A 25355-nucleotide genomic window follows, 5' to 3' on the forward strand; every position below is an offset into this window, starting at 1 on the left:
TTGGAGTGGTTGAATTGTTAGCGAGGATCGCAGTTGACAAAAATATGGCGAGAAGTAATGCCGACAAGCCCGCCCGTGACAGCATCAAAATCAGACGATCACGGCAATGGCGCCGCAAGCTCATAGATCACGATGCGATTGTTGCCGGTATCGCAGACGTACAGAAGATTATCGCTCCGCATCGCAAGTCCTGTCGGACCGTTCAAACTCAGGGTACCCGATCCGAAGCTCCCGGTCGCCATCATTCGCTCGCCGTTCATGTCGTAAACCACGATTTCGTGGCGCTCCTTATCAGTCGCGATGATCATACCGGTGCGAACTATGAAATCGCCCAGAATCCCTGCATCCTCAAGTTCAATTGACCCTTTGGCATTGCCGAAGCTATCGAATATGTAAATCGCATCAAGATCGCGATCATACACGTATGCGTTCCCCTCATCGCCAACCGTCACGATAGTGCACTGCGCAAATCCGCCGGCCGGAAACAACTCCTGCTCACGCGCATAGTCCTTGTCCAGCATAATCACTTTCAAGTTGTCGGGATCGACCAAATACATATTGCCGAACCGCGAGAAAGCGATATCCGCAATTTTCCCGGCCAGTTCCAGGTCCGGATTCGAATTGAAGCGAATCTCATCGGAGAACACCAGATTGTAGTCCGAACGAATGATTCGATTGTTGCCTTGATCAAGAATGAAGAAGCTAATCCCGCCATCCGATTCCATCGACACCGGATGACTCAGTCCGTTGAAACCTAATCCGTAGCCGCCATTTTCCCGCTCGAATGTATTATCCGGTCTCAGCTTAACAACGCGGTTATTGCCCTGGTCGATCACATAAGCGCTGCGGCTCATGTCGAACGCAATCGCCACCGGCAGGCTCAATTCCTCGTCGCCAAACTCGCCTTTGATTTCGCCAACGTAACTGAATTTTCCGGCAATTGGTGTTGGTGCAACTTCCAGTTGCGGCGGCGGTGAGCACGCTCCCAGCATCAAACTGAGAACCAATACTCCGCCAAGCAATCCTTGCTTTGCAACATTCACGAACTTAGAACCTCGCGTTCAATGTCAACTGCCATCCGCCGTCATCAAGCATCCGCAAATCGACGCCCGAAAACCCTGACTCGATGCCGCGATTGTGCCGCTTCGCGCTCCAATAAGCATCGACCGCGGAAAGAAAGTGATTCGCGAGGATGAATCCAAGTGCAAAATCGGAATTGCGCTTATAACTCTTGCTGTCGTTTTTCAAATCCCGGTATCGTTCGCGCGCAATATCCGAACTCCAATTCCAGAAATACTCCTCATTGTCAGGGTAGTACTGCCGGCTCGGATCAAACACGCCGCCGACCCGGTTGTATTCTTCGCGCGAATCGTAGAACCCGACAACATCAAAATATCGCTCGTCCTTGCCTTCAACATCGGCGCCTGCTTCACGCGCTGCCAAAAGCCGATAGTCATCTTCGCGCCAGTTGGCAAGATGCTTAAACGAAATCAGCGAAACCCACCCGCCGACTTCCGCGATCATGAAAATGCGCGACTTCACTGTTGACCCCGTGTACAGTTCCCCCGTACCCGGTAAGACCAACGACATCGCAAATGCTTGCCACGGGCTCTTCCGCAGATCGTCGCCCGACTTCTCGTCGCGAACCTCCGTATACCCGGAGCCGCTTTCCACCTGATATTGAATCGTCGGCGGCTGTGCGGAAGCAAACTTCGATTCCGGCAATTTGCTCTCCGCAAATAGACTGCCGGTAACCACCAGACCTGCTGCGACGATTGCGATTGTCTTCTTCATGCTTAGAACTTATAGGTGAAAATCAGTTTAGGGATTTGCTTGCCTTCATATTTCGCCAGACGCGCCTTCACGGAAAACTCCGAGAAGCTGTCCTGCTGACGATTATAGCGCCGCGCCGACAATGCCGCATCAAATGCTGAGAACAAGTGATTGGCAAGCGATACAATAGCGCCCAACTTCGCCTTGTCAAACTTGCTGTTCGCTTTGTCGCGATCGAGCAGATACGCCGCCCGGTACGCCGAACTGCTGTCTTGCGTCAAATAGTCGGAGTCAACCCAGCCGTAGCGGAACTGCTCGTACTTGCCTATCATTTCGTAAAACTGCTGTGTCTTGGTGTCGGGAAGATGGTGCGTAAACGTCTTCGTCTCGTCACCTTCGCTGAACTCCATTGTGTCGCTCGTGATCCCGTAGGTCTCGATCAACCAGTTGTAATAGCGTTCCGGATCCCAATTGGCATCGGCAAATGCGTTGTTGTCATCTTCCTGCTTCTTTCCCTGGCCGTGCCAAACCATGTATCCGCCCCACGCCAGAGCTTCAATTCCCATGAAAATGAACGCCTTCGTTTTTGAACCGGCATACAATTGACCTGTGCCCGGTATCATCATCGAATACAAGAATCCCTTGCCCGGCGACTTGTAATTGACATCGAAAATGTCCGAGGTCATCGGAAAATCTTCGAAGCCGGATGCCGCAAGATTGAAGTCGGTCAGCTCCGTCAGGCGCTGATACTGCTCCAGCTCTGTCTTCGCCAGCGCCTTGCCGATCTCGCCAGTTGGTAATGACTGGTCGTCGGCAAATCCAATTGCTGCCGAAAGCAGTACCAACATTATGACCAGATACTTAATCATGAATTTATCCTCCAAAGCAGAATTATTTCAATATCGCTATCGAGCAATGCTTGCGATCGCCCGAATTAGTTTCCAATTGACAGAAATACACCCCGGCTGCCAGATTCGAAGTATCTACCAGGTGTTCATTATCGGTGCCTGCGACGGCCGCCACGCTCGACTCAAGGACGAGATCGCCTGCCGTATTGTAAAATTTCAAACTAACCGTCCCCGATTGACGCAGTGCAAATCTGATTGTCGTCTGATTCACTGCCGGATTCGGGTAATTGTACACATAACCAATCGCTTCATCCGAAACCTTGACTGCCGGAACACCACGTGTGTATGAACCGGTGTTGTTCGCGCTTCCATATTGCGTGTTCCAGTCGCGATCCTGCGCCCGCGCAATGCTGAACGCGCTGATTTCGCCCTCTCGTGATTGTGCAACTGCCAGCCCTGCATTTACAGAACGAGCGATCGCAATCGGCAGGTCGATATTGCCGCCGGCTGCGCGCGGGAAATTCTCAAGGCGATGTCCTTTGATATCGAATCCACACAATTCGCCATTCGCCGTACCGACAAATATCTCCATCACGCCGTTGGCATCAACGTCGACCAGCGCTGGACTGCTGCGCAGCGGTCCCGCCGGATTTGCTCCATTGACGATGATCGGAAAATCTTCCACCGGCGTCCCGTTGTAGTTGTAGGCATAAATCAAATTGTCGCCGCAGAAGAGGATTTCCACGTGCCCGTCATTGTTGATATCTCCCAGCGAAATCTCCGAAAAAATCGGGCCGCCGACGTTTATCGTCAGCGGATTCGCGGAATAATTGATCTTGAGTGATCCGTCGAGATACACTTCGCACGTTTCGTAGGTGCCATTGCGGTCAAAATCACCTGCCGCAGCGCCGCGAATACTGGTTGCATTCACATTGCCACGCATACCGCCTTCGGGCGATGTCAGCTCAAACTGATGCAGCGAGTCGGTAAAAACTCGATACGGCCATGTCGCCGCCTCATTGACAATGATTGTGCCGCTCTTATCGAGCACCAGCTTGCGATTCGTCATCGTGTAAATCAGAATCTCCTTACCGCTGACCGCCGCATCGTAGTCAAGAATGATCGGCGCTATCGCAATCGGTTCGTCGATGAAAACTTCAAATCGCTTTACCGCCTCACCCACCTGGCTCAACGCCCGCGAATTAAATGCCGCTATCGTAAATCTATTCGTTCCACCGACGATCTCCGGGAATCCGTCGCCGTCAAGATCACCAATTGCCAGCGGCATGGTGAATTCACGATCGGGAGCTACTCTCCCGAGTACCGCCAATGTGTCCTTTACCGCACCCTCACCATACAGGGCCGGTCGCTCAGCGATTACTTCGGTTCCCGGTATTGGTTGGAAATACGATGTGCCGTCAAAGCGATATGCCAGCACATAGTTGTCGACTGCGGTAATAATTTCCTCTGTCCCATCGGAATTCAGGTCATACACACGCAGTGGCGAAGCGCCTTTGCCGACAAAATTCGGCCAATTCGTACCCTCTCCATCGGTGCGTATTCTACACGTCATCGTCAGCAACGCTGCCGAGATATTGTCGATTGTAATCCCGCTGTAAGCGCCGGTATTCGCCGCTGAATTCGGGTTCGTAAACGGTCCAAAGTTGTTGTTTCCATTGATATCGAACAGATCGCGCTGACGGCCATAACCGGCAAAGTACTCGCGAATCAATTCAATACTGCCATCCGCTTCCATCACCGCAAGGAACGGATGGCGGTTGTCCCAGCGTCGCGGAAGCGACGGAAAATTGAACCACTGCAGATCATTGTCATCAAAGTTGTTGAATCCATCGCCGTCATAATCAAGCCGTGCCGCTAACTCGTCGACATGCCAAATCAACATTCCCGATCCCGGCGTCAAGAAGTCATATTCGCGATTGTTGGCGGCACTTCCCGGTGACCGCGGATGCATTATCACATCGGTAGCTTCATCTGCTTGCAAATTTGTCACACCGTCGCCGTCAATATCGGTGCGGCGATTCTCAATCAAGAAATACTCGTCGGCATTGATCGGCACGAGAACTACCTGATTTTCACTCGTGCTCATCTCAGCCGCCGCTACCCGTACATTTGTGCCGGACGTAACAGTGACCACATCAACGAATCCGAGATATGCCCGCGACCAGGCATCTGGAAAGATCGGCATCACTCCCTGCACCAGCACCGGTACATCTTCGCCAAGATCGATGTTCACTCCAAAACCGTTGTTATCCATCAACGAGAAATCACCGACAGCAGTATTGAACGTCCGCGAATCGTACAGGTCAACCAATCCCAATTGATGTCCAAACTCATGCGCCATCACGGCATTCAACGCCGTCACTCTGCCGTCCTGCGACACCGTCTCCGGCATCACCATTCCATCCAGAATCATCAGGCTGTCGTTTTGCACGAAGATTGGCCCACCCAGCTTCAGATAGCCTGTAAACAAATCGCCAGGAGTGGCATCACCAAAATTCGGGAGGTTGTTCTGCTGGTCCGAACCGGGATGAAACACTACGAACGCGTCATAATTCGGCTCGCCGGTAATCGGATTCACGAATTGTAGTTCCGGATCTGTATCCGCCGCTTCCCAGGCATCCTGATAGAATTCCCCTAGACCAAACTCCGGCTGCTGCAAACCGTAATATGCCATCGTTTGATCCAGTTGGTACACTCCTGTCGGATCGCTCGGATACACGTCAAAAACTAACGTCACTCTTCCATTCGAGACTGTCTCGTAATAGGTGTTCAGCGCCTGCAAATGCGCCTGGAAATATTCGTTGTTGTGTGGAGTCGGGTCAATCGAATGACCTTCTGCCTGCCGGAACTGCTCCTTTGTTCGCAAATCGAAATTCCCGTCACCCGTCGTCTGCGGATCATCCGGCACTTCTTTCACGAATTGCGCTTTGATCGCCAGAATCCGAATTACTCTCGGCTCGTTAATCGATAGCGCCTGCTTCGGCAGCGAGAACTTTGACTCTCGCTCCAGACCCAGTAGATTGCGCTCCGATACACCCTGGTCAATGCACCCGCGAGTCGGTGTATCCACGACTTGCTTGCTGCGAATAGTTAGATTCTTGGCGACAGCGCTTAGTGTCAACACCGTCACCAAAATCAAACTTATTACAATCTCCCGCTTACGCATCTTGGCTTCCTACAGCTTCACCGTTAGCGACGTTCTCAGAGTATTGGCAAGCGGCAGATTGTCCGATGACGGGATGTAGGCAAAGTCCAAACGATACCGTCCCTTGTATTGCAGACCCACACCAAGTGTCGGTGTCTTGATCTGGCCTTCCTTGTCATAGATATAGCCCGCGCGCAGCGCCAATAACGAGCCGTACCAGTATTCAATACCGACATTCTCAACCGCTTCTTGCAGCTCGGTCGAGAAATCGTCGTTGACCGTCGCCAACAGCTTGTTGATTTCGCCCACTACCGTCAGACGATTGTAGGGCGAATCCAGAAGCTTATAAGAAAAGCCCAACGCCAGGTTGCGTGGCAAAGCATCCGACTGCGCCGCGTCGATGTAACTCATGTCTGGACCGAGATTGGTTATCACCGCACCAAGTCTGAGTCTCTTAGTGGCCGAGTAGAGCAGACCGCCTTCGACTGCCATTGAAGTTCCCGAACCTTGTCCCACTTCGGCGCCCGCTCCAACTACTGACAGTTTTGAGTAGATGATCTTCGCCGAAAGTCCAACTGCCAGTTTCTTCGACGCCCGCGTTCCGTACGACAGCGTTACCGCTACGTCAAACGGGTTGATTTCGCCGGTTACATCTGAAGAGTTCTCTCCCGTAGTCGGAATCGTTCCATACGACAAAAACGTCACGTTTCCACCGATGGTACCGAGACCTCCGAACGGCTGTGTATAGCTCAGGAATTCGTAGTACAAGTCTTCCGCTAGATCCGGAAGCCAGTTGGCGTGGGTAAATGCCAGTTCATTTTTGCCCTGCGCGAATACGACAATTCGATCCGCCGTAGCAAACCACATTTCGCCGGCATGTCCGACGATATCGCGCGTATTGGCTTGATGCAGCCCTTCATGATAGTAACGCTCCCACGAACCGCCACCGTATGAAAACGTACCATAAATTGATCCGACATACAGTCTGCCGCCATGGAACTGCAGCGAGTTGATCGTACTGCCCGCTGGATTGGCATAAACCCAAACCACGCGCCCGATCTGCAAATTGCCCTGCTGAATCGTGTTCTTTTGCTTGAGGATACTCACGAAGCTGTTGACCTTGTCCGGCTCCGTCGTCTTCAGATATTCCTGTGCCAATTCTTCGATAGACATCGTGCGTTCGACCTTGATAGCTTTGTAGCCGTAACTGGTCCACGAGCGGCCATCGTACTTCTTGATTCCCAATTCAGTACCGACCCAGAGATTGTTGTCATTGTCCATCTCCAGCGCCGTGATCTTGCCCTCAAACACCGGCTTGTGCGAAAGCGTCACAGTCTGACCGGCTTTGGAATCGCTATTGAATTCCGGATTGGTTCCCCCGAACTTCATGATTACCTGATCGATGCGCGTCTGATCAATTGATCCGTAGAACCTATGCAAGATCGACTCTACCGAATCACCCACGGAAGTTGTCATCTTGTGCAGATTCGTCCACTTGGTACCATCAAACGAAAACAAGTCGTCTTCGGTCGCCGCCCAGGCTAATCTGTCATTCTTCACATAGATGTGCTTAATCGGTCCAGCTGTAATTCCCAGATCCTGCCCAAAACTCGTCCACTTTCCATCTTTCAGGATATGGACACCATTCTCCGTTCCGACATAAATCAAACCGCGCTTCACCGGGCGAATCGACCACACGGCCGAAGAATCAGCCGGGATGTTATACTTCTCCCAGCTCCGGCCATTGTAGCGATAAAGTCCGCTCGCCGTACCGGCATAAAGAGTCTTGTGATCCACACCGATGTCATTTATCTGACCGTCAAACACCGCAGCAAACGGGAATCGCAATTCGTCCGGCAACCGATCGCGAAATGCCTTCTCCAGCGAAAACATTAAACGGTCGCCTTCCGATTCAGTGATTTTGTTATCTTGCATCGCCTTTCCATAGTCCGAGATGAACATGTTCATCCGGACATTGTCGAGCCGGCAACCCATCCACGCCTCTTCAAGACGCGCCAGGTTCTTCACAAATTCACTCCGCCCTTCAAATTCTTCCGGCAACGCCGCTTCTACTTCAGCCTTGATCTCGGCAATGCGCTCGCGCGGTATCGTATTATTAGCGCGCGCCACCATGTCGAGACGCGGATTAATGATTTCTTCCTTTGCCGTTCCTAATGCACGCGAAATGATATCCTTCAGATTGTCGCCGCGTCGCGGTTGAATTGCGTCGCTATTGAGCCAATTCGTACCGTCGTAGCGCATCAGCCCGAAATTCGACAACGCCCATATATCGTAGTGGGTGTAGTTGTCGCTGGGAACGCCGTTTTCCATCACAGCGATCTTCTCGATGCGCTGTTCCCACGGAACTTCCCAGCCGCGCCATACCGTCAACAGAATCGGATACGTCACCTTGACAACTTCCGGACGCGTCGTTGTCTCGCAGGCGTTTGCCTCGCTCTCAATGCGATTGCGCTCATCCGTCGTCAGCTGACCATCTATCGTGACTTCTTCCACGCTGTTCTTAAATGCACTAAATGCTTCCCCATTGATTCGCAGATCCTGCCAGTTGGCGAGCAACTTCTCCGTCATTGCATTGATTTGGTCGGCGCCTTCTTTGCCCGCCAACTTCATCAGCTTGACCCGCAAGCTGTTGATCTCATCGAACGAGATTCCAGTATTCACTTGGCTGATCTGACGAACTGCTTCCTTGAATTTGTCCTTGTCGGCAGCAATTAGACGACGCGACAAACTCGCCAGTACCGTCTTTGAAGTATCAATCTTGATCTCTTCCCATTCCAGCCACTGTTCGTTCTCGAAGCGGCTGATCGTGTTTCCTTTGATCTGCCACGATTGAATGCGCTCGAAAAACGTCTCGGAGAGCTTGCGATCAAACGCACTTGCAGCCAGCTCCTTGAGCCGGTTGTCGTCGGCAACCTGTATCTCGTACCACGCATGTGCCAGCGGATACTCGCCCAATCCTGCCGGATTCCAGTGTGTCGCTGAAGCGTCATCCGCCACTGCCACAAACGCTTCTCCCATACCGGCGCTGCGTGCACCCGGGGCAATGCGCAGGAACAACACCGCCGCATCGCTCACCTGCGCTTGCGCTTGGACTGCACCGAGAAGTAGCATTAGGCCGAGCAAGAATATGAAAACCAATTTGCGTTTCATCAATCTCTCCTTAATGTATGAAAACAACATTTCTTCTATTTTAGAACAACCAGCTTGCCTGAGGCAGTGGCCTTTTTATTATCGACAGATTCCCCGCCGCCGTTCGTCGGACGAGCGGACATTTGGATCAGATAAACCCCGTTGGCGATCCGGTCGCCGTCGGTATCAAGACCATTCCAGCTGATGCCCTGGTGATAGCCCCTCGTCCCCGGGAGATTGCCCGACGACCAAATTTCCAGCCCTGAAAGTGTAAACAGTTTCAGAGTGACATCATCGGCATCCGCAGACAGCGAATAGCTGAATTCGCAGCCTTGTTGCACCGGATTCGGATAGCAAAGCAAATCCCGAATTTCCAATCCAGCTGAGGACGAAACATTCACTGAAACCAGCTTTTGGCTCGAATTATTCGCCGAATCCCACGCCTTTACCCGTAAGCTGTGTTCGCCCGCACTCAGGTTCGGCAGTTTCATTTTGGCACTGCCGCGTTGGTAACTATCCGCGACATATGTGAAGCTGTCGGTCAATTCATAGCTGAATTCCCGATTATCATCAAATTGCACTTCAATTCCGTGTCCGATTTCGCCGCTCAGATTTATCCCCAACGAATCGAACAATTCGATCGTCAGCTCGCTCCCCGGCGTCACGGTCGCGCCCTCATTCAGGGTCGCCGATCCTGCAAGGATCAGCGTTATCTCCGGACCGACACTATCAACGACATCCTTGTTGATGCTTCCGATTGCTATCGGGAAAATCGCCCCTGCCGCTCCCGTGCCTGATCCGGCTGCATAGCCGCTGATTCGCGCATCTCTTCCGCCGTAGGTGATATCCTTGGGCACGACAAACTTCAAACTGAAATCGCCGTCTGTCACCGCGATACTTCCACGGTAAATCTCCGGGCCATACTCCGTGTAATTCACCGTGAACGCGCTGCTGCCGAATGGAATCGAAACACTGCGCTCGCGAGAATTGTCGAAAACACTCACCGTCGCCGTGCCGTCAAAGCTATCTTGCTTAATGCCATCCTTGTTTACTATCTGTCCGGCCAGTTCGGTTACCGTCAAAGCCACCAGCGAATCCGGTTCAAATGTCACATACTGAATCTCATTCGGTGCAATCGCCAGCCTCGTCAACGGGTCGCCAATGTAAATATACTTTCTGTCATTGTCGCCGACTCCGAATCCGCCTTGACGAAGAAGCTTCGTCACGAACACCGCCTCGGCAATCGTGTAATTCTTGTCACCCAACAGCTGTGTCATCCCGGCTTTATTGAACTCAAAATTCGGACGCGAATAAACCAACCTCGTTGCCGAAATCGTCCCCACCGCTCCGCCATTGGCGTAACGCAGCAGGTCTTCTGCCATTCCTTCACTTCGTGGATCATCAAAGAACCCGATCGAGCAAGAGGCGTTGAATATCAATGGCTGGCGAGCTGTATTGTTCAGCCTCGGAATATCCTGCGTACGTCGGAAAATTCTCTCATCCGCCCACAGATTCTGATTTCCATGTCCGGTGTAGTTCACAATCAACCGCCCGTCATTGATCGCGCGAATGATATCCTCGCGCATCAGCGGCTTCTCTGCAGCTGCACCGAACGGATAGGCAATTCCATAAATCTTATCGAGCACGAAAGTCGGCGAGATAATCGTAGTCGCCAGCACCTCAGTGTCCTGCGTGTGAAAAATCTCTGGCAAGCTCGACTGCGGATGATTCTCATCATCGGCAATCAATGTGATCATATTGCGCCAACTGCCGGCATCGGCGCCCTCGTCATAGCTTTTCATCTTGTCGAACACCGTCTGGAATTCCGCCGTCGACTTGACCGGCCAGCGTGCGATCACCATATCGACGCCTCGGTCTTCCGGATACGAGTTGTCGGAATCGAGATCGAATAGCGAATCAAGGAAAACAAAATTCTCATCCGATACGGTCTCGTCAGCATCTACAACAAATGGCGGAACATAATTCACACCGCCGGTGCCGAGATTATTGCGGAAATCATAAACTCCGTCTCCAACCAGCAGGCAGTATGACGGCTTTGCACCGCTCCAGTTGTAGTAAGCGTGTCTCAAGAAATCGCGGATCGCGATCGGGTCGAGTCTGCCGCCGGAAAACTGCGCATAAACATCCGAAATTCTCACTGTACGTACTCGGAGATTATCATGCGCCTGGCGATAGGCTGCGTACACTTGTGCCGATGCATAGAAGTTGTCGTGTGTTATCACAATCAAGTCCGCTCCATTGCCTGCCGACTTGATATCGTCAATCTGCGTGCTTACAATCGAGAGCGGCGTCTTCAAAGCAGAAGTATTCGCGACAAAGTACGGAGCAACTTCTCCATTCGGAATATTCTCTGAGAATACCAGCTGATTAGCAGAGCTGTTCGCCGTTATCAAGACTTGATTATGCAAATCCCCAATTCCAATCAAATAGGGCGTCGCAAATTGACCATTCATCTTGAAAGCACGTAGACTGCCGTTGCCCGCGCCGGTGAACATCAACTCACCGCTCGCCGGAAGTGTCAACGTCCTTTGCAGCTCGACAAAGACATCATCGGTATAGCCATCGTTGAGTTGGTAATCCAACGCTATCTGGTTCAAACCGGTCGTAAATCTATCCGAAGTATACGAATGCACATTGCTGCCGCTCGATTCGCGCGTCAGTTCGAAATTATTCAAGCGAAGCGTAAACGACTGACGCGTCGTTTTGATCCACAAACGATTTACCGATTGTGCCACCGGCTGTGGGAGCGTGACGAACATCGTCAGATCGCCCGCCAATCCCCAGTACCAGTTGTAGTAATCAAAGATATCGCCGCCAGACGAGCTTAACTGCGCTTCTTCTTCAAAATGCAGGTAGTCTGTAAATTGCGACACAGTGTCGACAGCATTCGGTAACGTACCGTCAACAACCGCCATCCGCTTGACCGGTGTGGTAAACGTTCCGCCGAACGTCATGTAATACACGTTGCGGTCGCTATAAGGGTGACGAACAAATCCCGGCGCGTCGTCCCACGTATTGAAATCTCCCCCATTGGCGTAAAACATCACGAAATCCTGATCGCCGAAATTCCCATCGCTTTCGCCGAATATGGTAATCGCCATCTCCATCAGCGAGTCGTGCGGCGTCGTGTTCGAATTCGGCAGCGGGCGCCCGCCTGCGTTGAATAGCCTGATCGTCCTCGGATCAACAGCACCGATATTGACCCCTGCGTTGACAAGATCCGTCCGCGAGATTCTGTAGATGCCGCTCTGAGTAATCGCAATTCTCAGCCAATTGCTCGATTGTGCGAACGGATTGTAAATCTCCTTTGGCGTCGCAACCTTCGAATAAGCACTCCAGTTGCGAGCTTCAGCGCTATTCACCGCCAGACCGTCGAGAACCCGATCAAGCGGACCCGCCGGAGTTTGTGCTGTTTCCACATTTGGCTCACCAAACGACAGTTCGACATCCGCCGCAGAGACTTCGTACCATTCGCCGCCCTGATTGGCTATCTTCGGTATGATGATTTTCCCCAGCCAACGTCCTCGCACCAGCACTGGCTCAACAATCTGAACCCGCGTTGCCGGACCGTCCGTCAATGAGTTTGAAACTCCCGCTGCCTGCTTGCCGACGATGATATTGCTCCGCTCAAAAGCCACTTCGTTCGAAGGCGCCCAGAAGCAGATCACATGAGCATCAACCGTAAGGCTGTCATCGAACGCAAAACTTGACTGCTGTGAATTGGATAGTCTCGTAGATGTGGATAATGCGCTTTTATTGGCTGTAGCATCCGCTTCCCAACGCAATGACAACTGCCGTTCATTGGCAATATTGATCGCTACGCCTGCAAAACTAATAGTGCTGAATTGGGAAATCAGAAGTGCAGCAATAGATATGAGAACGCTATACGAGATTCTGGACATCAGTTCAATCGACCTAACCTTAGAATTTCGAGTATACTCACGTCGCCGGATTCTGCAAACTAAAAAACGGCAAACGTAAGTCAGCTCTGAACTTGTAATGCTCCGCTGTCGCGGACAACTTCATTACCTATCGGTCGATAAAACTACTCCGTATCTCCTTAATAACTTTCTCGTTAGAAATTAACTACTTTGCTCCCCATTTGTCAATCTGTTCGTGCAACTTTCCTGCCAACTTGACGACCTATGGGAACTTTTCATGATTTGATTTGCCTTGCATTATAACCTCTTCATTTGCGTCAAGTTCCAGCTATCATTGCAAGAATCTCGTCAACGAAAATCGACACTTCGACTCCCCATTCCATACCCTTTTCTGCACTCGCGTGCATATCTTGAACACTCACCACCCTTTCACTGACACAGAACCCGAGTCAATTCGACTTTCATTTCCCTGTTGCTAAAAATCACCCTAACGGCCTATATTGTCTGTGACAAGGATGTCGACTTCAATACCGGACGGAGCTCACCCTCACGGGCTTATCGCCAGATTCAAAGTCGACAAAGGCTGGGTAAACAAAGGAATTTTGCGTTCAGAAGGTGCTCTTCACCTTCCGGGCGCAGAATTCCCCGGTCATACACAATTGAGTGTTGTGCTCGCCGGTGTCTTCACCTCCGGTGAGTTCATTGCCTCGGGTTGTATGGCGCCGGATCGTCGACTGCACGGTGAGTCCATTTGGGCAGATCAGGACTTATTCGCCGCACCGCCGGCGCCTCAACCGCTATCGCAAAAAGACCTCGCATACATACAGAATGTCGTATACTAAATCATGTTTGGTGTTCGAATCCACAGCCTGATTTCGTCGCTTCTTCTCTCCATCGCCCTGTTCCCTTCGCTCGCACTCTGTGGTGACGCTCTCAAAGTCCCTTTTCGCATCGAGCGCAACCGCATTATCATCCCAACCCAAGTCAACGGCTCGCCACCACTGAGTATCATCCTCGACACCGGAATGCGTTTCGACGGCGTCTACTTGTTTCATCAGGACGCGTTGAAATTGATCGACACAACCGGAGCCGTCGAGGCACGCGTCCCTGGCGCTGGAAGCGGCGAAGCCTCTATTGTAACGATGATCGAGACAGGAAACGTCAAATTCGGCGAGGTCATCATCACGAATCAGCGCATAATGGTATCTCACAGTGCGCACACCCAGACCTTTCCTACCGACGGTGTCATTGGCTGGAATCTCTTCGGCCATTACATCGTTGAGGTTGATTACGACCAACAACTAATCCAATTGAGGGACACGGCATACTTCTCCTTTGATTCAAGCTGGACAGTTATTCCCGTTGAAATGCGCGATGATTTTCCCTTTTTCGATATCACTGTCGAAGTCGTCGATGGCGAAGTCGTGCCGCTCGAGGTTTACATCGATCTCGCATCTGGTGATGTGCTCGAACTGCTCGTCCACCCAAATCAAAAATTTACTCTTCCGAAAAACGTGACTTGGGACCGGCTCGGCACTGGACTTAGCGGCGACATTTACGGAAACCGGGGACGCAGCAAACGTCTGCTACTGGGCGGCTATGAACTGACGAATGTTACGACTTCCTTTGCCCCAACCGAAGTCCGCTCCAAACAAGAAACCGGCGATGGCATCTTTGGCAATGACCTCATTCGCCGATTCAACATCGTATTTGATTACCCCCATCAGCGCCTATTGATCAAACCCAACAAAACCTTCACGCAACCCTTTGAATAGACACATATTGTAAACTCCCCGACAATCGACTACTTTTCCCTAGCGTCACTTCTTCGCAAAATCCTCCGTCGCATGAGAGAAGTGCATTTGCACAATCTTCCAGTCGCCATCGCGTTTTTCCAAGACTCCCGTCCACCGCACATTCTCCCAATTTGCCGGCTTGCCGTCCCACTCATTGAAGTCATCTAAGTAACACGACCACCACGCACAGTCGCCCGACTGCGACAGGCTGACCCGCAGATCCTTGAAATCCGCTTTAATTGCCTTGAATGCCGGATTCATGAACAAATTGTCTACCAGGTCCTGGAAAGCCGCAAATCCAGATATCGTACCGGCGTTGTCAGGGCTGAAATAGAACAGCGTCGAGTCGTTGACGAACGAATTGTACAACAGCTCCTTGTCCTTGTTGACCGCCCACGTGATCGAGTTCTTTATAACTTGCTCGACTATTGCCTTTTCTGCCCGACTATCGATTTTCTCGGTCATCTTTCGACATCCTCCCGTTAGTATTGCCAAAATCACTAACACTACCAACATCTGCCAAAATCGGTGCATGGTATACCTCGCTTTGAGGCACGTGGTCGGGTTCAACCACGACCTCCTGTAATCAGCGGCACAATGATTGATAATTACATATACGTTCAATGGCGCTTATCGTTGCTTTATTGTTCAGCACGCGCCCGATAAGGAAGTCTGTCTCCTGCTTGTGCATTTAACGAACGGATTTGCCGCAAGGTTGACGACGCCCAATCCCTGCTTGATTTATTCCCACTTGGTGCTATATTCAAACTGATAGCTCGACTACTTACTCGCTCAAGGATACTCACAATGCGCTACTCTGCCACCGCACTGACATTCTTTGCCCTTCTTCTGTCTTCTTCTCTGTTCGCGCAAAGTTTCCCGACACCATATGCTCCCAACTTTCACAGCGCGCCTGACTCAAACACCACTTTTCAATATGATATCCCCGACTCAACCTTCTACAGCCCAGCCGCGGTTTATCGAATGAACTACCGCAATGTCAGTTCCACCGCTTGGAATCAAGTCGCGATGGATGTTCTGTATCAAACTTGCTCGACTTGGACCGTTTCCGGCGCACTCAACTATTTCCCGCCTTCAGGAAATCTCGAATACTATTTCCGCTCCGAGGTCGACACCATCGTTATATCCCAGTCACCGAAGAACGCCGCCAACACCTTCCCGGTCTCGGTTGATCTGCTCGCCGACATGGGTTCCGACCCGATTGGCGATGTCGACGGCGGTGGCGGCACGCATCTCGATATCACTGCCTGCGCTATGAGCTATTCCGATACCCGCATCTATGCACGTTTGACCAACAATGGCGGCGGATTCCCAACCTCCAGCGGCTTCAATTTCTTCCTCTACTCAGTGGGCATTATCGATCCCGACGCCACTGACTCTGCCGCCTATGCGATGATCTATGTCAATGTTCCGCTCGTGTTGAGCGCCGGCTTATACAGAATCAATCCCGTCGACAGTTCCTTCACCAAGATTGGCAATATCTCGACTAATATCAGCGGCAGTAATCTCAACCTTGCCTGCAACATCGCCGACCTCACTGCCCAACCCGGCTGGTCGACTTGGCCGCCACCCTCGGGGATGATCTTCACCGCTCCGGTTACTGCAACCCAGAATCTCACCGACTTGACCAGTAATGACATTGGTCGCGCCGGAGGATTTGTTCCCTCGTCACAAGTCCTTGCCTATGGCGCCAACATTGCCCCGACCTTGTCTTCGCCGCAAATCTCGTTCACCGATGACTCGGTTTCTGCTTCGATAACTTTTGCCGATCCGGACAACAATCTCGCAACCCTGCTTCGCTTCGTATTTGGCGGTACATCTTTCGAAATGGTAGCCTGCGAGAAGCTCTACCAATCCGGCACAGACTTCGACGTAACTGTCGACTACGACACTTCCGGTTGGTATGAGTACTACTTCGAGTTTTCCGATGGCCGCGACACTGTCGCGACCACACCACAGATGATTCACGTGCAAACATTGCTCATCGGCGATTGCGATGGCAGCGGCTCTATCACAATCTCCGATGCCGTCTTCCTGATAAGCTACATCTTCGCCGGCGGATCTCCGCCAGTTCCTCTGCAAGTCGGTGACGTCAACTGCGATACCCAAGTCTCTGTCTCCGATGCCGTCTACTTGATCAGTTACATCTTTGCCGGCGGACCCCCGCCATGCACCTATGGGGTCACCTTACTCGGCCCCAAGCCGGCAACGGTGGGTCCGAACTCTCGTTTCGAATCACACCCTATTTCATAGCATACCGTCGCAGAGTGATAAGAGTTTTCCCCCTCTCCCATTTTGGGAGAGGGGTTAGTGGTGAGGGCGTTTACAGGGAGGTGAGGGCGTCTTGTACGAGTCGCTCCGAACCTTCATTCCAAAGCACCTCTTCCCGTATCATATAAAAAGATTGACGCACGCCTCAGAAAGCGATACAATACAGCCCATGTTGAAGAGCAGCGAACTGAAAGAACTGATAAAACCAATCGAGGCCGACCTTGAGCGTTTCAAAAAGCTCGAAGTCCGTGTTCTCAAAAATGAGTCGCCGCTCATTTTCACCATCTCCAAGCACATCCTCAACACCCGTGGCAAGCGGCTCCGTCCGACCTTTGCGTTCCTCGTTGCCAAGACGACCGGCTTCAAGTCGCCGCACTTAGTTGAAGCTGCACTTGCGGTTGAGATGATTCATACGGCAACCTTACTCCATGATGACGTAATTGACGAGTCGGACACCCGCCGGGGCGAGTCGACGGTCAACAGCAAGTGGAGTAATCTTGTATCGGTTTTGATGGGCGACTATTTTTTCGCCAAAGCCTTTACTCTGCTGGTCAAAACCGGCTCGCTCGAAATGCTCGAACGCGTCTCAAAGGCTACCGAACGGGTCTCTGTTGGTGAACTTCGCCAAATCGAAGAAGCCCACAACTACGAGCTTACCGAACCCGACTATATCAAGATCATTTCCGACAAAACCGCCAGCCTCTTCCAGGCATCCGCGGCATCAGCGCCGATATTGTCCGGTGCCTCCGAGGAGATGGTCAAGCGCCTTGCATTCTTTGGCGAATACACTGGCTGTGCCTTCCAAATTGCGGATGACCTTCTCGATTTCGTCGGTGAGGCCGAACGCACCGGCAAGAAAGTCGGCAACGACCTGATCAACGGCAAAATCACCCTGCCTTTGATTCACGCTTTCCGCAAGTCACAAGCCCGCACCAAAAAGAGCATTATCAAGATTCTCGAAAACGGCGTCGAGCAGAAGGGCTTTGATACAGTCCTTGATTTCATTCAGGATTCCGGCGGCATCGACTATGCCCGCACTCGCGCCCAGTCGCTTGCCGATCAGGCTCTGTCGTACTTGAAACCCTTTGCCAACAGCCGCCACTATGATTCGCTCGAAAAACTGGCCACTTTTTCGATAAATCGTGACGTTTAATTTTCTCTTGATACATCTTTTCACCCCTCCGGCAGTATAACCATAATATGCTGAACGTTTTGCTGGTCACACATTACAGCCTGTCGTTCACCTCGGTTTGGCTGTGGGTGATCACTCTGACATTCCTCGCGACAATTGCCGCGACCTATTTCTATTATCGCCGCACCAATCCGATGCTGACCCGTGGTTTCCGGATTACACTGGGCGTTTTGCGCGGACTCGCACTCGCCGCCTTGTTCTTCGTTTTTGCCGAACCGTTGCTGATTATGGAAAACTCGGAGTCGAAGCCGGCCACCGTCGCGATACTAGTCGATAACTCAACTTCCATGGCGCGCAATCGCCACTCATCTGAACAATTTGCCCAAATCGAAAATATCATCACCGGCATCGAATCCAGACTCCCTGCCGGATCAGAGATCATCCGTTATGCCTTCGCCGACACACTTACTCGCGATGGCGTTATCGACGGCTCATTTCCCGTCACAGCAATTGGCAACGTTCTGAACGCCCTTGACAAAGAACTCGCTGAGGCAAACTTGCAGGGCGTGATTCTCCTCTCGGACGGCGTTTCCAATTTTGGCGCCAACCCTGTTACCGAGTCCCGCTCTCTTGGCGTCCCGGTAACAACACTCGGTTTTGGCGATCCGAACCCGCTCGCTGATATTAAGATTTCGCAGATCAACTGCAACCCCATCGGTTTTGTCGGCAAAGATTTCCCAATGGAAGTCATCATCGAGTCGCGGGGCTTTGAGAATCTCCGTCTGCCGATTCGCATCCGGCAAGGCGAGCGCGTCCTCGTTCAAGAAGACATCGACCTTGAGGGCCAGGGGCGCCAACAAAAGGTCGCTCTTTCGTTTTTGCCCGCCAAAGAAGGTGATATCGTACTGGAAGCATCTGCACCGGTTCAATCAAACGAAGAGTCCGAGAAGAACAATAGCAAACAGGTTTCGGTTAAGATTCGCGCAAGTCAAATTCGCATCCTGCTGGCAACATCCTCGCTGAATTGGGATTTCAAATTCTTCAATCGCGCGCTTGCAGCGAAACAAGATTTCAAGATCGACCAGTACATCAACTCCCCTCAGCGCATTAACGGCACGATTCCGTTTCCCGGAAAATGTCGATGCGCTCGCCGCCTATGATGCGTTGATATTGCTCGATTTTGATTCCGATTGGCTCGCCGATCACAAACAATTACTCGATGCATTTTTCGAGCGCACCGGCAAAGGCATGTTCTTCCTCGCTGGCGAAAATTTCGGCGGACGTCCCAAAACGCGGCTCCCTGCGGACCTGTTGCCGTATCAGCCCGTGAAGTCGAACTTCGCGATCGTTACGCAGGAAACGAATCTCCAACTTACCGAGCGTGGTCGCATTCATCCTTTGATGCGTCTTTCCGAAGATGGCGCCACAACTCAACGACTTCTCAATGCGCTTCCGCCGTTTGCAGGTTTCCTTCGCGCCGAGAATCTTCGCCCCGAAGCCACCGTCATCGGCATCGTACCCGGCGCCGCAACACCTGACCAGTCGATTCCGATTTTGGCTGCACAGCGGTATCGCAACGGCAAGATTGCGATTCTCTCGGCATTTCCGCTCTGGCGTCTTGATTTCCTCGCCAAGAGCATCAACGAATCCGATTCGACCTACAACAAGATGATTGACAATCTGGTACTCTGGCTCGTCGCCCGAGAAGATGTCGAACGCGTTACCATCACACCCGAGCGCCCCATTTTCATCGCCGGTGAATCAGTACGACTCAATGCCCGCGTCTTAGATGAAAGCTATATCCCGATCGACAACGCCGAAGTTGAAGCCTCCCTTAGCTCGCGCCAGAATCCCGGCGACAGCATGGTCGTCAGTTTCCGCTATGACCGACCGGGCAACTATTCGGCGGACTTGCATTACCTGCCGTCCGGCGAATACGAAGTCAAAGGCACCGTCAAACGCGAAGGCGTCGCCATCGGCAGACCGTCATCGTCATTCATCGTCGAACCTTATAGTTTGGAAGACCTCTCCCAGACCGCCAATTTCGACGCGCTCAAACGCATCAGCGAAGTCTCCGGCGGTCAATTCTATGCCGTCGCCGACACCGCATCCATCACGCAGTTCTCCGGCCTCGCTCCGAAGACTTTTACTTCCCGCAGCGAACTAACCCTTTTCGACAACAAATTCCTGCTGGTGTTCATCATCCTGATGCTCTGCACCGAATGGTATCTGCGCAAGCGCTACCAACTGCTGTAGTCAGCCTGACCCAATTTAGTTTAACAAGTCCTCTTGGAACTTGATATTCCATCATGATTGTCATTCCCGCGGAAGCGGGAATCCAGGTTAGCGGCGCAGATCAAATCCTCAGCTTACCTCGCACTTCAGTTGAGTGCTTTAGGGGTTGCGCTGAAATGCTGGTTTGTATTTCTCACCCCAAGTTGACCACAGCGAAGTTCGAAGAGTTGTCTGCGACGTTCGCGCGCCCCCCAAAGTTTTATCTTGCTCCTAACTTTTTACTTCATACTTTCACCGCAAAGTCTGTCTGTTTAAGGAGTTTTGGCTATGCCGAAGATTGCTCAATGTCTTGCTCGCGAAATACTCGACAGTCGCGGCAACCCTACTATTGAAGTCGATGTCCTGCTTGAAGATGGCTCTTTTGGCCGCGCTGCCGTCCCATCCGGCGCCTCTACCGGCTCCAACGAAGCCCTCGAATTACGCGATGGCGACAAAAAACGCTACGGCGGCAAAGGTGTCCTCAAAGCCGTCGCCAATGTCAACGACAAGATCGTCCCTGCCATCAAGGAAGAAGGCATCGATGTCCTCAACCAGCGCGAGGTCGATGGCTTCATGCTCAACCTCGACGGTACACCCGAGAAGAAGAATCTCGGCGCCAACGCCATTCTCGGTGTTTCGCTCGCGGTCGCCAAAGCTGCCGCATCATATTCGATGCTGCCATTCTACCGCTACGTCGGCGGCACCAATTCGCGCGTCCTGCCGTTGCCGATGATGAACATCCTTAATGGCGGCAAGCACGCCGACAACAAGGTCGACCTCCAGGAATTCATGATCATGCCCGCTGGCGCAGAGACATTTTCCGATGCGTTGCGCATGGGCACCGAGGTTTTCCACTCGCTCAAGAATGTCCTTCACGCCAAGCACTACAACACCTCCGTCGGTGACGAGGGCGGTTTTGCTCCCGACCTGAAATCTAATCGCGAAGCGCTTGAAGTCATCACCGAAGCGGTTGAAAAAGCCGGCTACAAACCCGGTACCGACATTCTCTTCGCACTCGATCCCGCGGCTTCCGAATTCTATGACAAAAAATCCAAGAAGTACGTCCTCGCCGGCGAGGGCCGCAGCCTTACCTCCGACGAGATGGTTGATTTCTATAAAGAACTCTGCAAAGCATTCCCCATCATCTCCATCGAAGACGGCCTTGCCGAACACGATTGGGAAGGGTTCAAGAAACTCACTCACGAAATCGGCGACAAAGTCCAAATCGTCGGCGACGACTTGTTCGTGACCAACCAGGTCTTCCTCGAACGCGGCATCAAAGAAAAAGCCGCCAACGCTATCCTGATCAAGCTGAATCAAATCGGTACCCTCACCGAAACGCTTGACACGATCACCATGGCCACACGTGCCGGATTCGCATCGGTTGTGTCGCATCGCTCCGGCGAGACTGAGGATACGACGATTGCTGATATCGCCGTCGCCGTCAATGCCGGCCAGATCAAAACCGGATCGCTCTGCCGCACCGATCGCGTCGCGAAATACAATCGCCTGTTGCGCATCGAGGAAGAATTGGATAATATGGGAGAGTTCCCGGGCAGAAGTGCCTTCTTCAATTTGACTTCAAGGAAGTAGTCAATATCAATGGTGCGTCAGGAAGAAAATCGCTGGATACGTATTCGTACCCGCATCATCATGTTCATTCTCCTGTCGCTGATATTACTGCTTTGCTACCATCTTACGGTGGGCCAATACGGATTCCTCAACATGATGGAACTCCGGGCTCAAATCACCGAACTTGACCGCGAGGAGGTCCGTCTCAACACGGACCTCGTCGACCTCGAATACAAACGCTATCGCTTGCATTCCGACACCCTCTTCATCGAAAAACTCGCCCGCAAGAATTACCAGCTCTCGCGCCCCGGCGAACGCGTCATCGAATACTAATTCGTTGCGCCACTCAACCAGACCGTAGCCTAGCCCCTTGTGGGCGTCTCTCTCAACTCGAACTGCCAAACCGAAAACGGTAGCCTAGCCCCTCGTGGGCGCCAATCTCAACTCGATCTCTCAAACCGAATACACCGTAGCCTTGCCCCTTGTGGGCGTCTCCGTTTTGCCAATCGTCAGTTGAAGTTCCGCGTTCCCAGCGACGCATCCTGCGCTTTAGCAGGAAGCACGGAACCCGACACCGAGCCTTTCCAACTGCCAAGTTCTATTCCCTCTATGGGGCGCGGGGGGTAGCGCACAGAAATCCTGATTCCTTCCCCTCTCCCATTTTGGGAGAGCCAGCAACTCGTCCGCCGTAGCGGAAAGTATGTAGCCCGACGTCCAACCACTCCAACTGCCAAGTTCTATTCCCCTCTATTAAGAGGGGTGCCTTGAGTGTGCGATCCGCCGCGGCGGAGAGCACACTCAAGGCGGGGTGTGTAAGCCCGTACGCAAGAAATCACTCGCGACGATTCCTTTCCCCTCTCCCATTTTGGGAGACGGGTTCCGAAGGCGACGGAGGGCATCCTCTTACTTGCGATACCGTTTGACACATCGCCCTTAATTCGTTACTCTGTTTAACTATGCCGATCAACAAAACGGAATTAATTGTCCTTAAACGGACCCGCGTACAGGACAGCTCCCTCTTCCTCGTCTGCATGACTAAGGAACGCGGCAAGCTTCCCCTCGTCGCCAAAGCCGCAACACGGCCCGGATCGGCAATGGCCGAGGCCCTTCAATACTTCAATGTCAGCGATGTCGTCTTCTACGAAAACGAGAAAGACACCGCCGACTACGTCTCCAAAGCCGAAACCCGCGAGCACTTCGCAAATATCGTCAAGGATGAACTCAAGTACGGATACGCCTCAGCCGCCATGGAATTCGTCAATCTCTTCCTTCCCGAAAGAGAGGTCAACCTTCACGTCTACTTGCTCCTCAAGCGCTACCTGCGCTTGCTAAATGACTCACAGCAGAAAAACTTCCGCCGCGAAATTCTGCATTTCTGGTATGTGCTCTGCATTTTCTCCGGCTACGCGCCTGAACTGGAAATGTGTACCGAATGCGGCAAAATGATCTCCGCCGAAAAACTGATGTTCAGTTCGCATTCCGGCGGCGTCGTCTGCCCAAAATGTGTCGGCGACCAGCTTGTCGTCACGCTCGATATCTCGACCGTGCGCGCCCTGAAATTGCTCGCCGGAACCAATATCTCCGATTCGCGCAAGATGTTGATGTCCCAGGCGCAGATCGAACAAATCCGCGACCTGCTCGTGGCGCAAACCGAGTTCCACGTCGGCAAACGCGTCGACCTCAAGTCATTCGACTTCCTGCGCAAACTGCGCTTCTTCGAAAGAGACACTTCTCCAGCCTAAGCGTTTTCTCGGATCGCAAGAAAACCGCCAAACATCGCCAATTTCGCGACTTTTCCACCGCTATTCTACCAACTAATCCTTGTCCGAACCCTTCCGCACTTCTCCCCATCGCGAACGGCGGGACCACCTTTCCTTGGAGGGGGTCGAGAGCTACCATATTGCGTCTGGTGTTGTCGGGCGGGTGACCAGCGTTCCCCCTCTCCCTTTGGGAGAGGGTGAGGGGTGAGGCTTTGTCGGGTGAGGGGCATTGTCGTTAGGTGCGAGGCCCCTGAGCCTTCGCCAAGGCGGTGAGGTCGACAATAACCCCGCCGATGCTTTCCCCTCTCCCCATGGGAGAGGGTAGGGTGAGAGCTCCGTGGTGTCGGCGCTTGTTACGAATTTATTAACTAACAATACTCTTGGAGGAATCTGTGGCAAAACCTGTTGACCGTATGGAGCAAATCGTCTCCCTCTGCAAAAGACGCGGCTTCGTCTTCCCGTCATCCGAAATCTATGGCGGCCTCGGCTCCTGTTGGGACTACGGTCCTTACGGCATCGAACTCAAACGCAATCTCAAAGACTTCTGGTGGAAGGCCATGACGCAAAAACGCGACGACATCGAAGGTGTCGACGCCGCCATCCTCATGCACCCCAAGGTCTGGGAAACCTCCGGCCACGTCGCCAATTTCACCGACCCGATGGTCGACTGCAAAAAATGCAAAGCCCGCTTCCGCGCCGACCAACTCGATGTCGCCCGCTGTCCGATGAAACCAAGCAAATCCCCGCTCGAATGCGGCGCCGAACTCACCGAACCGCGCAATTTCAATCTGATGTTCAAGACCTTCATGGGTCCCGTCGAAGATTCCAGCGCCACCGTCTACCTGCGCCCCGAAACCGCGCAAGGCATCTATGTCAACTTCCTCAACGTCATGGGTCCCTCACGCCAGAAACCACCGTTCGGTATCGCGCAAATCGGCAAAGCCTTCCGCAACGAAATCACTCCCGGCAATTTCATCTTCCGCACCCGCGAATTCGAACAGATGGAAATGCAGTTCTTCATCAAGCCGTCCGATGACGACCAGTGGTTCGAGTACTGGAAAGCCGAACGCCTCAAATGGTATCTCGAACTCGGCATCCGTCCCGAACGTCTGCGCTATCACGAACACGGCGAGGGCGAACTTGCCCACTACGCCAAAAAAGCGTTCGACATCGAATACGAATTCCCCTTCGGCTGGAAAGAACTCGAGGGCATCCACAACCGCACCGACTTCGACCTAAGCCGCCACATGGAAGCCACCGGCAAAGACTTGAGCTACTTCGATGACCAGACGCGCGAAAAATTCGTGCCCTACATCATCGAAACCTCCGCCGGTTGCGACCGCACACTTCTCGTCTGTCTCGTCGATGCCTACGAAGAAGAAGAGGTCAAAGGCGAGGTCCGCGTCGTCCTGAAGTTCTCCCCCAAGATCGCCCCGATCAAGGCCGCAGTTCTCCCGCTCGTCAAGAAAGACGGCATGCCGGAATTCGCGACCAGTCTCTTCCACGATCTGAAGAAGCACTTCAAGATGTTCTATGATGATGCCGGCGCTGTTGGCCGCCGCTATCGCCGCATGGATGAAATCGGCACGCCGTATTGCATCACTGTCGACGGCCAAACCCTGACCGATCAAACCGTCACCATCCGCGACCGCGACACCATGACCCAAGACCGCGTCAACGTCGGCGTCTT

Annotated in this window: 17 protein-coding genes; 10 read left to right on the forward strand and 7 right to left on the reverse strand. The window is 52.5% G+C overall.

Translation table 11 applies throughout. From position 1 onward, the window contains the following. Positions 1-98: 98 nt before the first annotated feature. Genes IPH59_07820 through porU form a run of 6 tightly spaced genes read right to left on the reverse strand, consistent with a single transcriptional unit; the run spans position 99 to position 12860 of the window. Positions 99-1043 (reverse strand): NHL repeat-containing protein, encoded by a 945-nt coding sequence (locus IPH59_07820; GenBank protein ID MBK7091612.1) that lies wholly within the window; start codon positions 1041-1043, stop codon positions 99-101. A gap of 4 nt (positions 1044-1047) precedes the next feature. Continuing rightward, positions 1048-1794: a hypothetical protein gene (locus IPH59_07825; GenBank protein ID MBK7091613.1), complete on the reverse strand. Its 747-nt coding sequence runs from the start codon at positions 1792-1794 to the stop codon at positions 1048-1050. A gap of 2 nt (positions 1795-1796) precedes the next feature. Further along, a complete protein-coding gene (locus tag IPH59_07830) occupies positions 1797-2642 on the reverse strand; it encodes a hypothetical protein (GenBank protein MBK7091614.1) in 846 nt (281 codons plus the stop codon). Between the two features lie 22 nt (positions 2643-2664). Beyond that, the gene (locus IPH59_07835; GenBank protein MBK7091615.1) at positions 2665-5808 is read right to left on the reverse strand and encodes a T9SS type A sorting domain-containing protein; all 3144 of its coding nucleotides are present in this window, start codon (positions 5806-5808) and stop codon (positions 2665-2667) included. A gap of 9 nt (positions 5809-5817) precedes the next feature. After that, positions 5818-8958 carry a PorV/PorQ family protein gene (locus IPH59_07840; GenBank protein ID MBK7091616.1) on the reverse strand — a complete coding sequence of 1047 codons (3141 nt, stop codon included), beginning with the start codon at positions 8956-8958 and terminating at the stop codon, positions 5818-5820. A 35-nt stretch (positions 8959-8993) separates the two neighbouring features. Next, positions 8994-12860, reverse strand: coding sequence for a type IX secretion system sortase PorU (porU, locus tag IPH59_07845; GenBank protein MBK7091617.1), 3867 nt, complete (start codon positions 12858-12860; stop codon positions 8994-8996). Between the two features lie 494 nt (positions 12861-13354). Here porU and IPH59_07850 point away from each other — a divergent pair, with 494 nt between their 5' ends. Continuing rightward, on the forward strand, positions 13355-13681 hold the full coding sequence (locus IPH59_07850; GenBank protein ID MBK7091618.1) for a hypothetical protein: 327 nt from the start codon (positions 13355-13357) through the stop codon (positions 13679-13681). Between the two features lie 3 nt (positions 13682-13684). Further along, the gene (locus tag IPH59_07855) at positions 13685-14614 is read left to right on the forward strand and encodes a hypothetical protein (GenBank protein ID MBK7091619.1); all 930 of its coding nucleotides are present in this window, start codon (positions 13685-13687) and stop codon (positions 14612-14614) included. Positions 14615-14659: 45 nt separating this feature from the next. Here IPH59_07855 and IPH59_07860 read toward each other — a convergent pair whose 3' ends face one another. Further along, positions 14660-15100: a nuclear transport factor 2 family protein gene (locus IPH59_07860; protein ID MBK7091620.1), complete on the reverse strand. Its 441-nt coding sequence runs from the start codon at positions 15098-15100 to the stop codon at positions 14660-14662. A 342-nt stretch (positions 15101-15442) separates the two neighbouring features. Here IPH59_07860 and IPH59_07865 point away from each other — a divergent pair, with 342 nt between their 5' ends. The 8 genes from IPH59_07865 to IPH59_07900 all read left to right on the forward strand — a co-directional run. Then, a complete protein-coding gene (locus IPH59_07865; protein ID MBK7091621.1) occupies positions 15443-16909 on the forward strand; it encodes a dockerin type I repeat-containing protein in 1467 nt (488 codons plus the stop codon). A 187-nt stretch (positions 16910-17096) separates the two neighbouring features. Continuing rightward, positions 17097-18080, forward strand: coding sequence for a polyprenyl synthetase family protein (locus IPH59_07870; protein MBK7091622.1), 984 nt, complete (start codon positions 17097-17099; stop codon positions 18078-18080). A gap of 47 nt (positions 18081-18127) precedes the next feature. After that, a complete protein-coding gene (locus IPH59_07875) occupies positions 18128-19219 on the forward strand; it encodes a hypothetical protein (GenBank protein MBK7091623.1) in 1092 nt (363 codons plus the stop codon). Positions 19220-19229: 10 nt separating this feature from the next. Then, positions 19230-20315: a hypothetical protein gene (locus IPH59_07880; GenBank protein ID MBK7091624.1), complete on the forward strand. Its 1086-nt coding sequence runs from the start codon at positions 19230-19232 to the stop codon at positions 20313-20315. 306 nt (positions 20316-20621) lie between these two features. Next, positions 20622-21926, forward strand: a complete 1305-nt coding sequence (gene eno / locus IPH59_07885) for a phosphopyruvate hydratase (GenBank protein MBK7091625.1) — start codon at positions 20622-20624, stop codon at positions 21924-21926. 9 nt (positions 21927-21935) lie between these two features. Further along, a complete protein-coding gene (locus IPH59_07890; GenBank protein MBK7091626.1) occupies positions 21936-22238 on the forward strand; it encodes a septum formation initiator family protein in 303 nt (100 codons plus the stop codon). Positions 22239-22861: 623 nt separating this feature from the next. Further along, positions 22862-23647 carry a DNA repair protein RecO gene (recO, locus tag IPH59_07895; GenBank protein MBK7091627.1) on the forward strand — a complete coding sequence of 262 codons (786 nt, stop codon included), beginning with the start codon at positions 22862-22864 and terminating at the stop codon, positions 23645-23647. Positions 23648-24078: 431 nt separating this feature from the next. Continuing rightward, positions 24079-25355, forward strand: a 1277-nt coding sequence (locus IPH59_07900) for a glycine--tRNA ligase (protein MBK7091628.1), incomplete at its 3' end; no start/stop codon positions are given.

This window comes from bacterium (genome assembly GCA_016708315.1).
In the GTDB taxonomy this organism is placed as follows: domain Bacteria; phylum Zixibacteria; class MSB-5A5; order CAIYYT01; family CAIYYT01; genus JADJGC01.

Coding starts and splice junctions, on each gene's coding strand:
- IPH59_07890 (MBK7091626.1), top strand. CDS start 21,936: ATGGTGCGTCAGGAAGAAAATCGCTGGATACGTATTCGTACCCGCATC.
- IPH59_07860 (MBK7091620.1), bottom strand. CDS start 15,100: ATGACCGAGAAAATCGATAGTCGGGCAGAAAAGGCAATAGTCGAGCAA.
- IPH59_07875 (MBK7091623.1), top strand. CDS start 18,128: ATGCTGAACGTTTTGCTGGTCACACATTACAGCCTGTCGTTCACCTCG.
- IPH59_07840 (MBK7091616.1), bottom strand. CDS start 8,958: ATGAAACGCAAATTGGTTTTCATATTCTTGCTCGGCCTAATGCTACTT.
- IPH59_07855 (MBK7091619.1), top strand. CDS start 13,685: ATGTTTGGTGTTCGAATCCACAGCCTGATTTCGTCGCTTCTTCTCTCC.
- IPH59_07830 (MBK7091614.1), bottom strand. CDS start 2,642: ATGATTAAGTATCTGGTCATAATGTTGGTACTGCTTTCGGCAGCAATT.
- IPH59_07870 (MBK7091622.1), top strand. CDS start 17,097: ATGTTGAAGAGCAGCGAACTGAAAGAACTGATAAAACCAATCGAGGCC.
- eno (MBK7091625.1), top strand. CDS start 20,622: ATGCCGAAGATTGCTCAATGTCTTGCTCGCGAAATACTCGACAGTCGC.
- IPH59_07835 (MBK7091615.1), bottom strand. CDS start 5,808: ATGCGTAAGCGGGAGATTGTAATAAGTTTGATTTTGGTGACGGTGTTG.
- porU (MBK7091617.1), bottom strand. CDS start 12,860: ATGTCCAGAATCTCGTATAGCGTTCTCATATCTATTGCTGCACTTCTG.
- IPH59_07850 (MBK7091618.1), top strand. CDS start 13,355: ATGTCGACTTCAATACCGGACGGAGCTCACCCTCACGGGCTTATCGCC.
- IPH59_07825 (MBK7091613.1), bottom strand. CDS start 1,794: ATGAAGAAGACAATCGCAATCGTCGCAGCAGGTCTGGTGGTTACCGGC.
- IPH59_07865 (MBK7091621.1), top strand. CDS start 15,443: ATGCGCTACTCTGCCACCGCACTGACATTCTTTGCCCTTCTTCTGTCT.
- recO (MBK7091627.1), top strand. CDS start 22,862: ATGCCGATCAACAAAACGGAATTAATTGTCCTTAAACGGACCCGCGTA.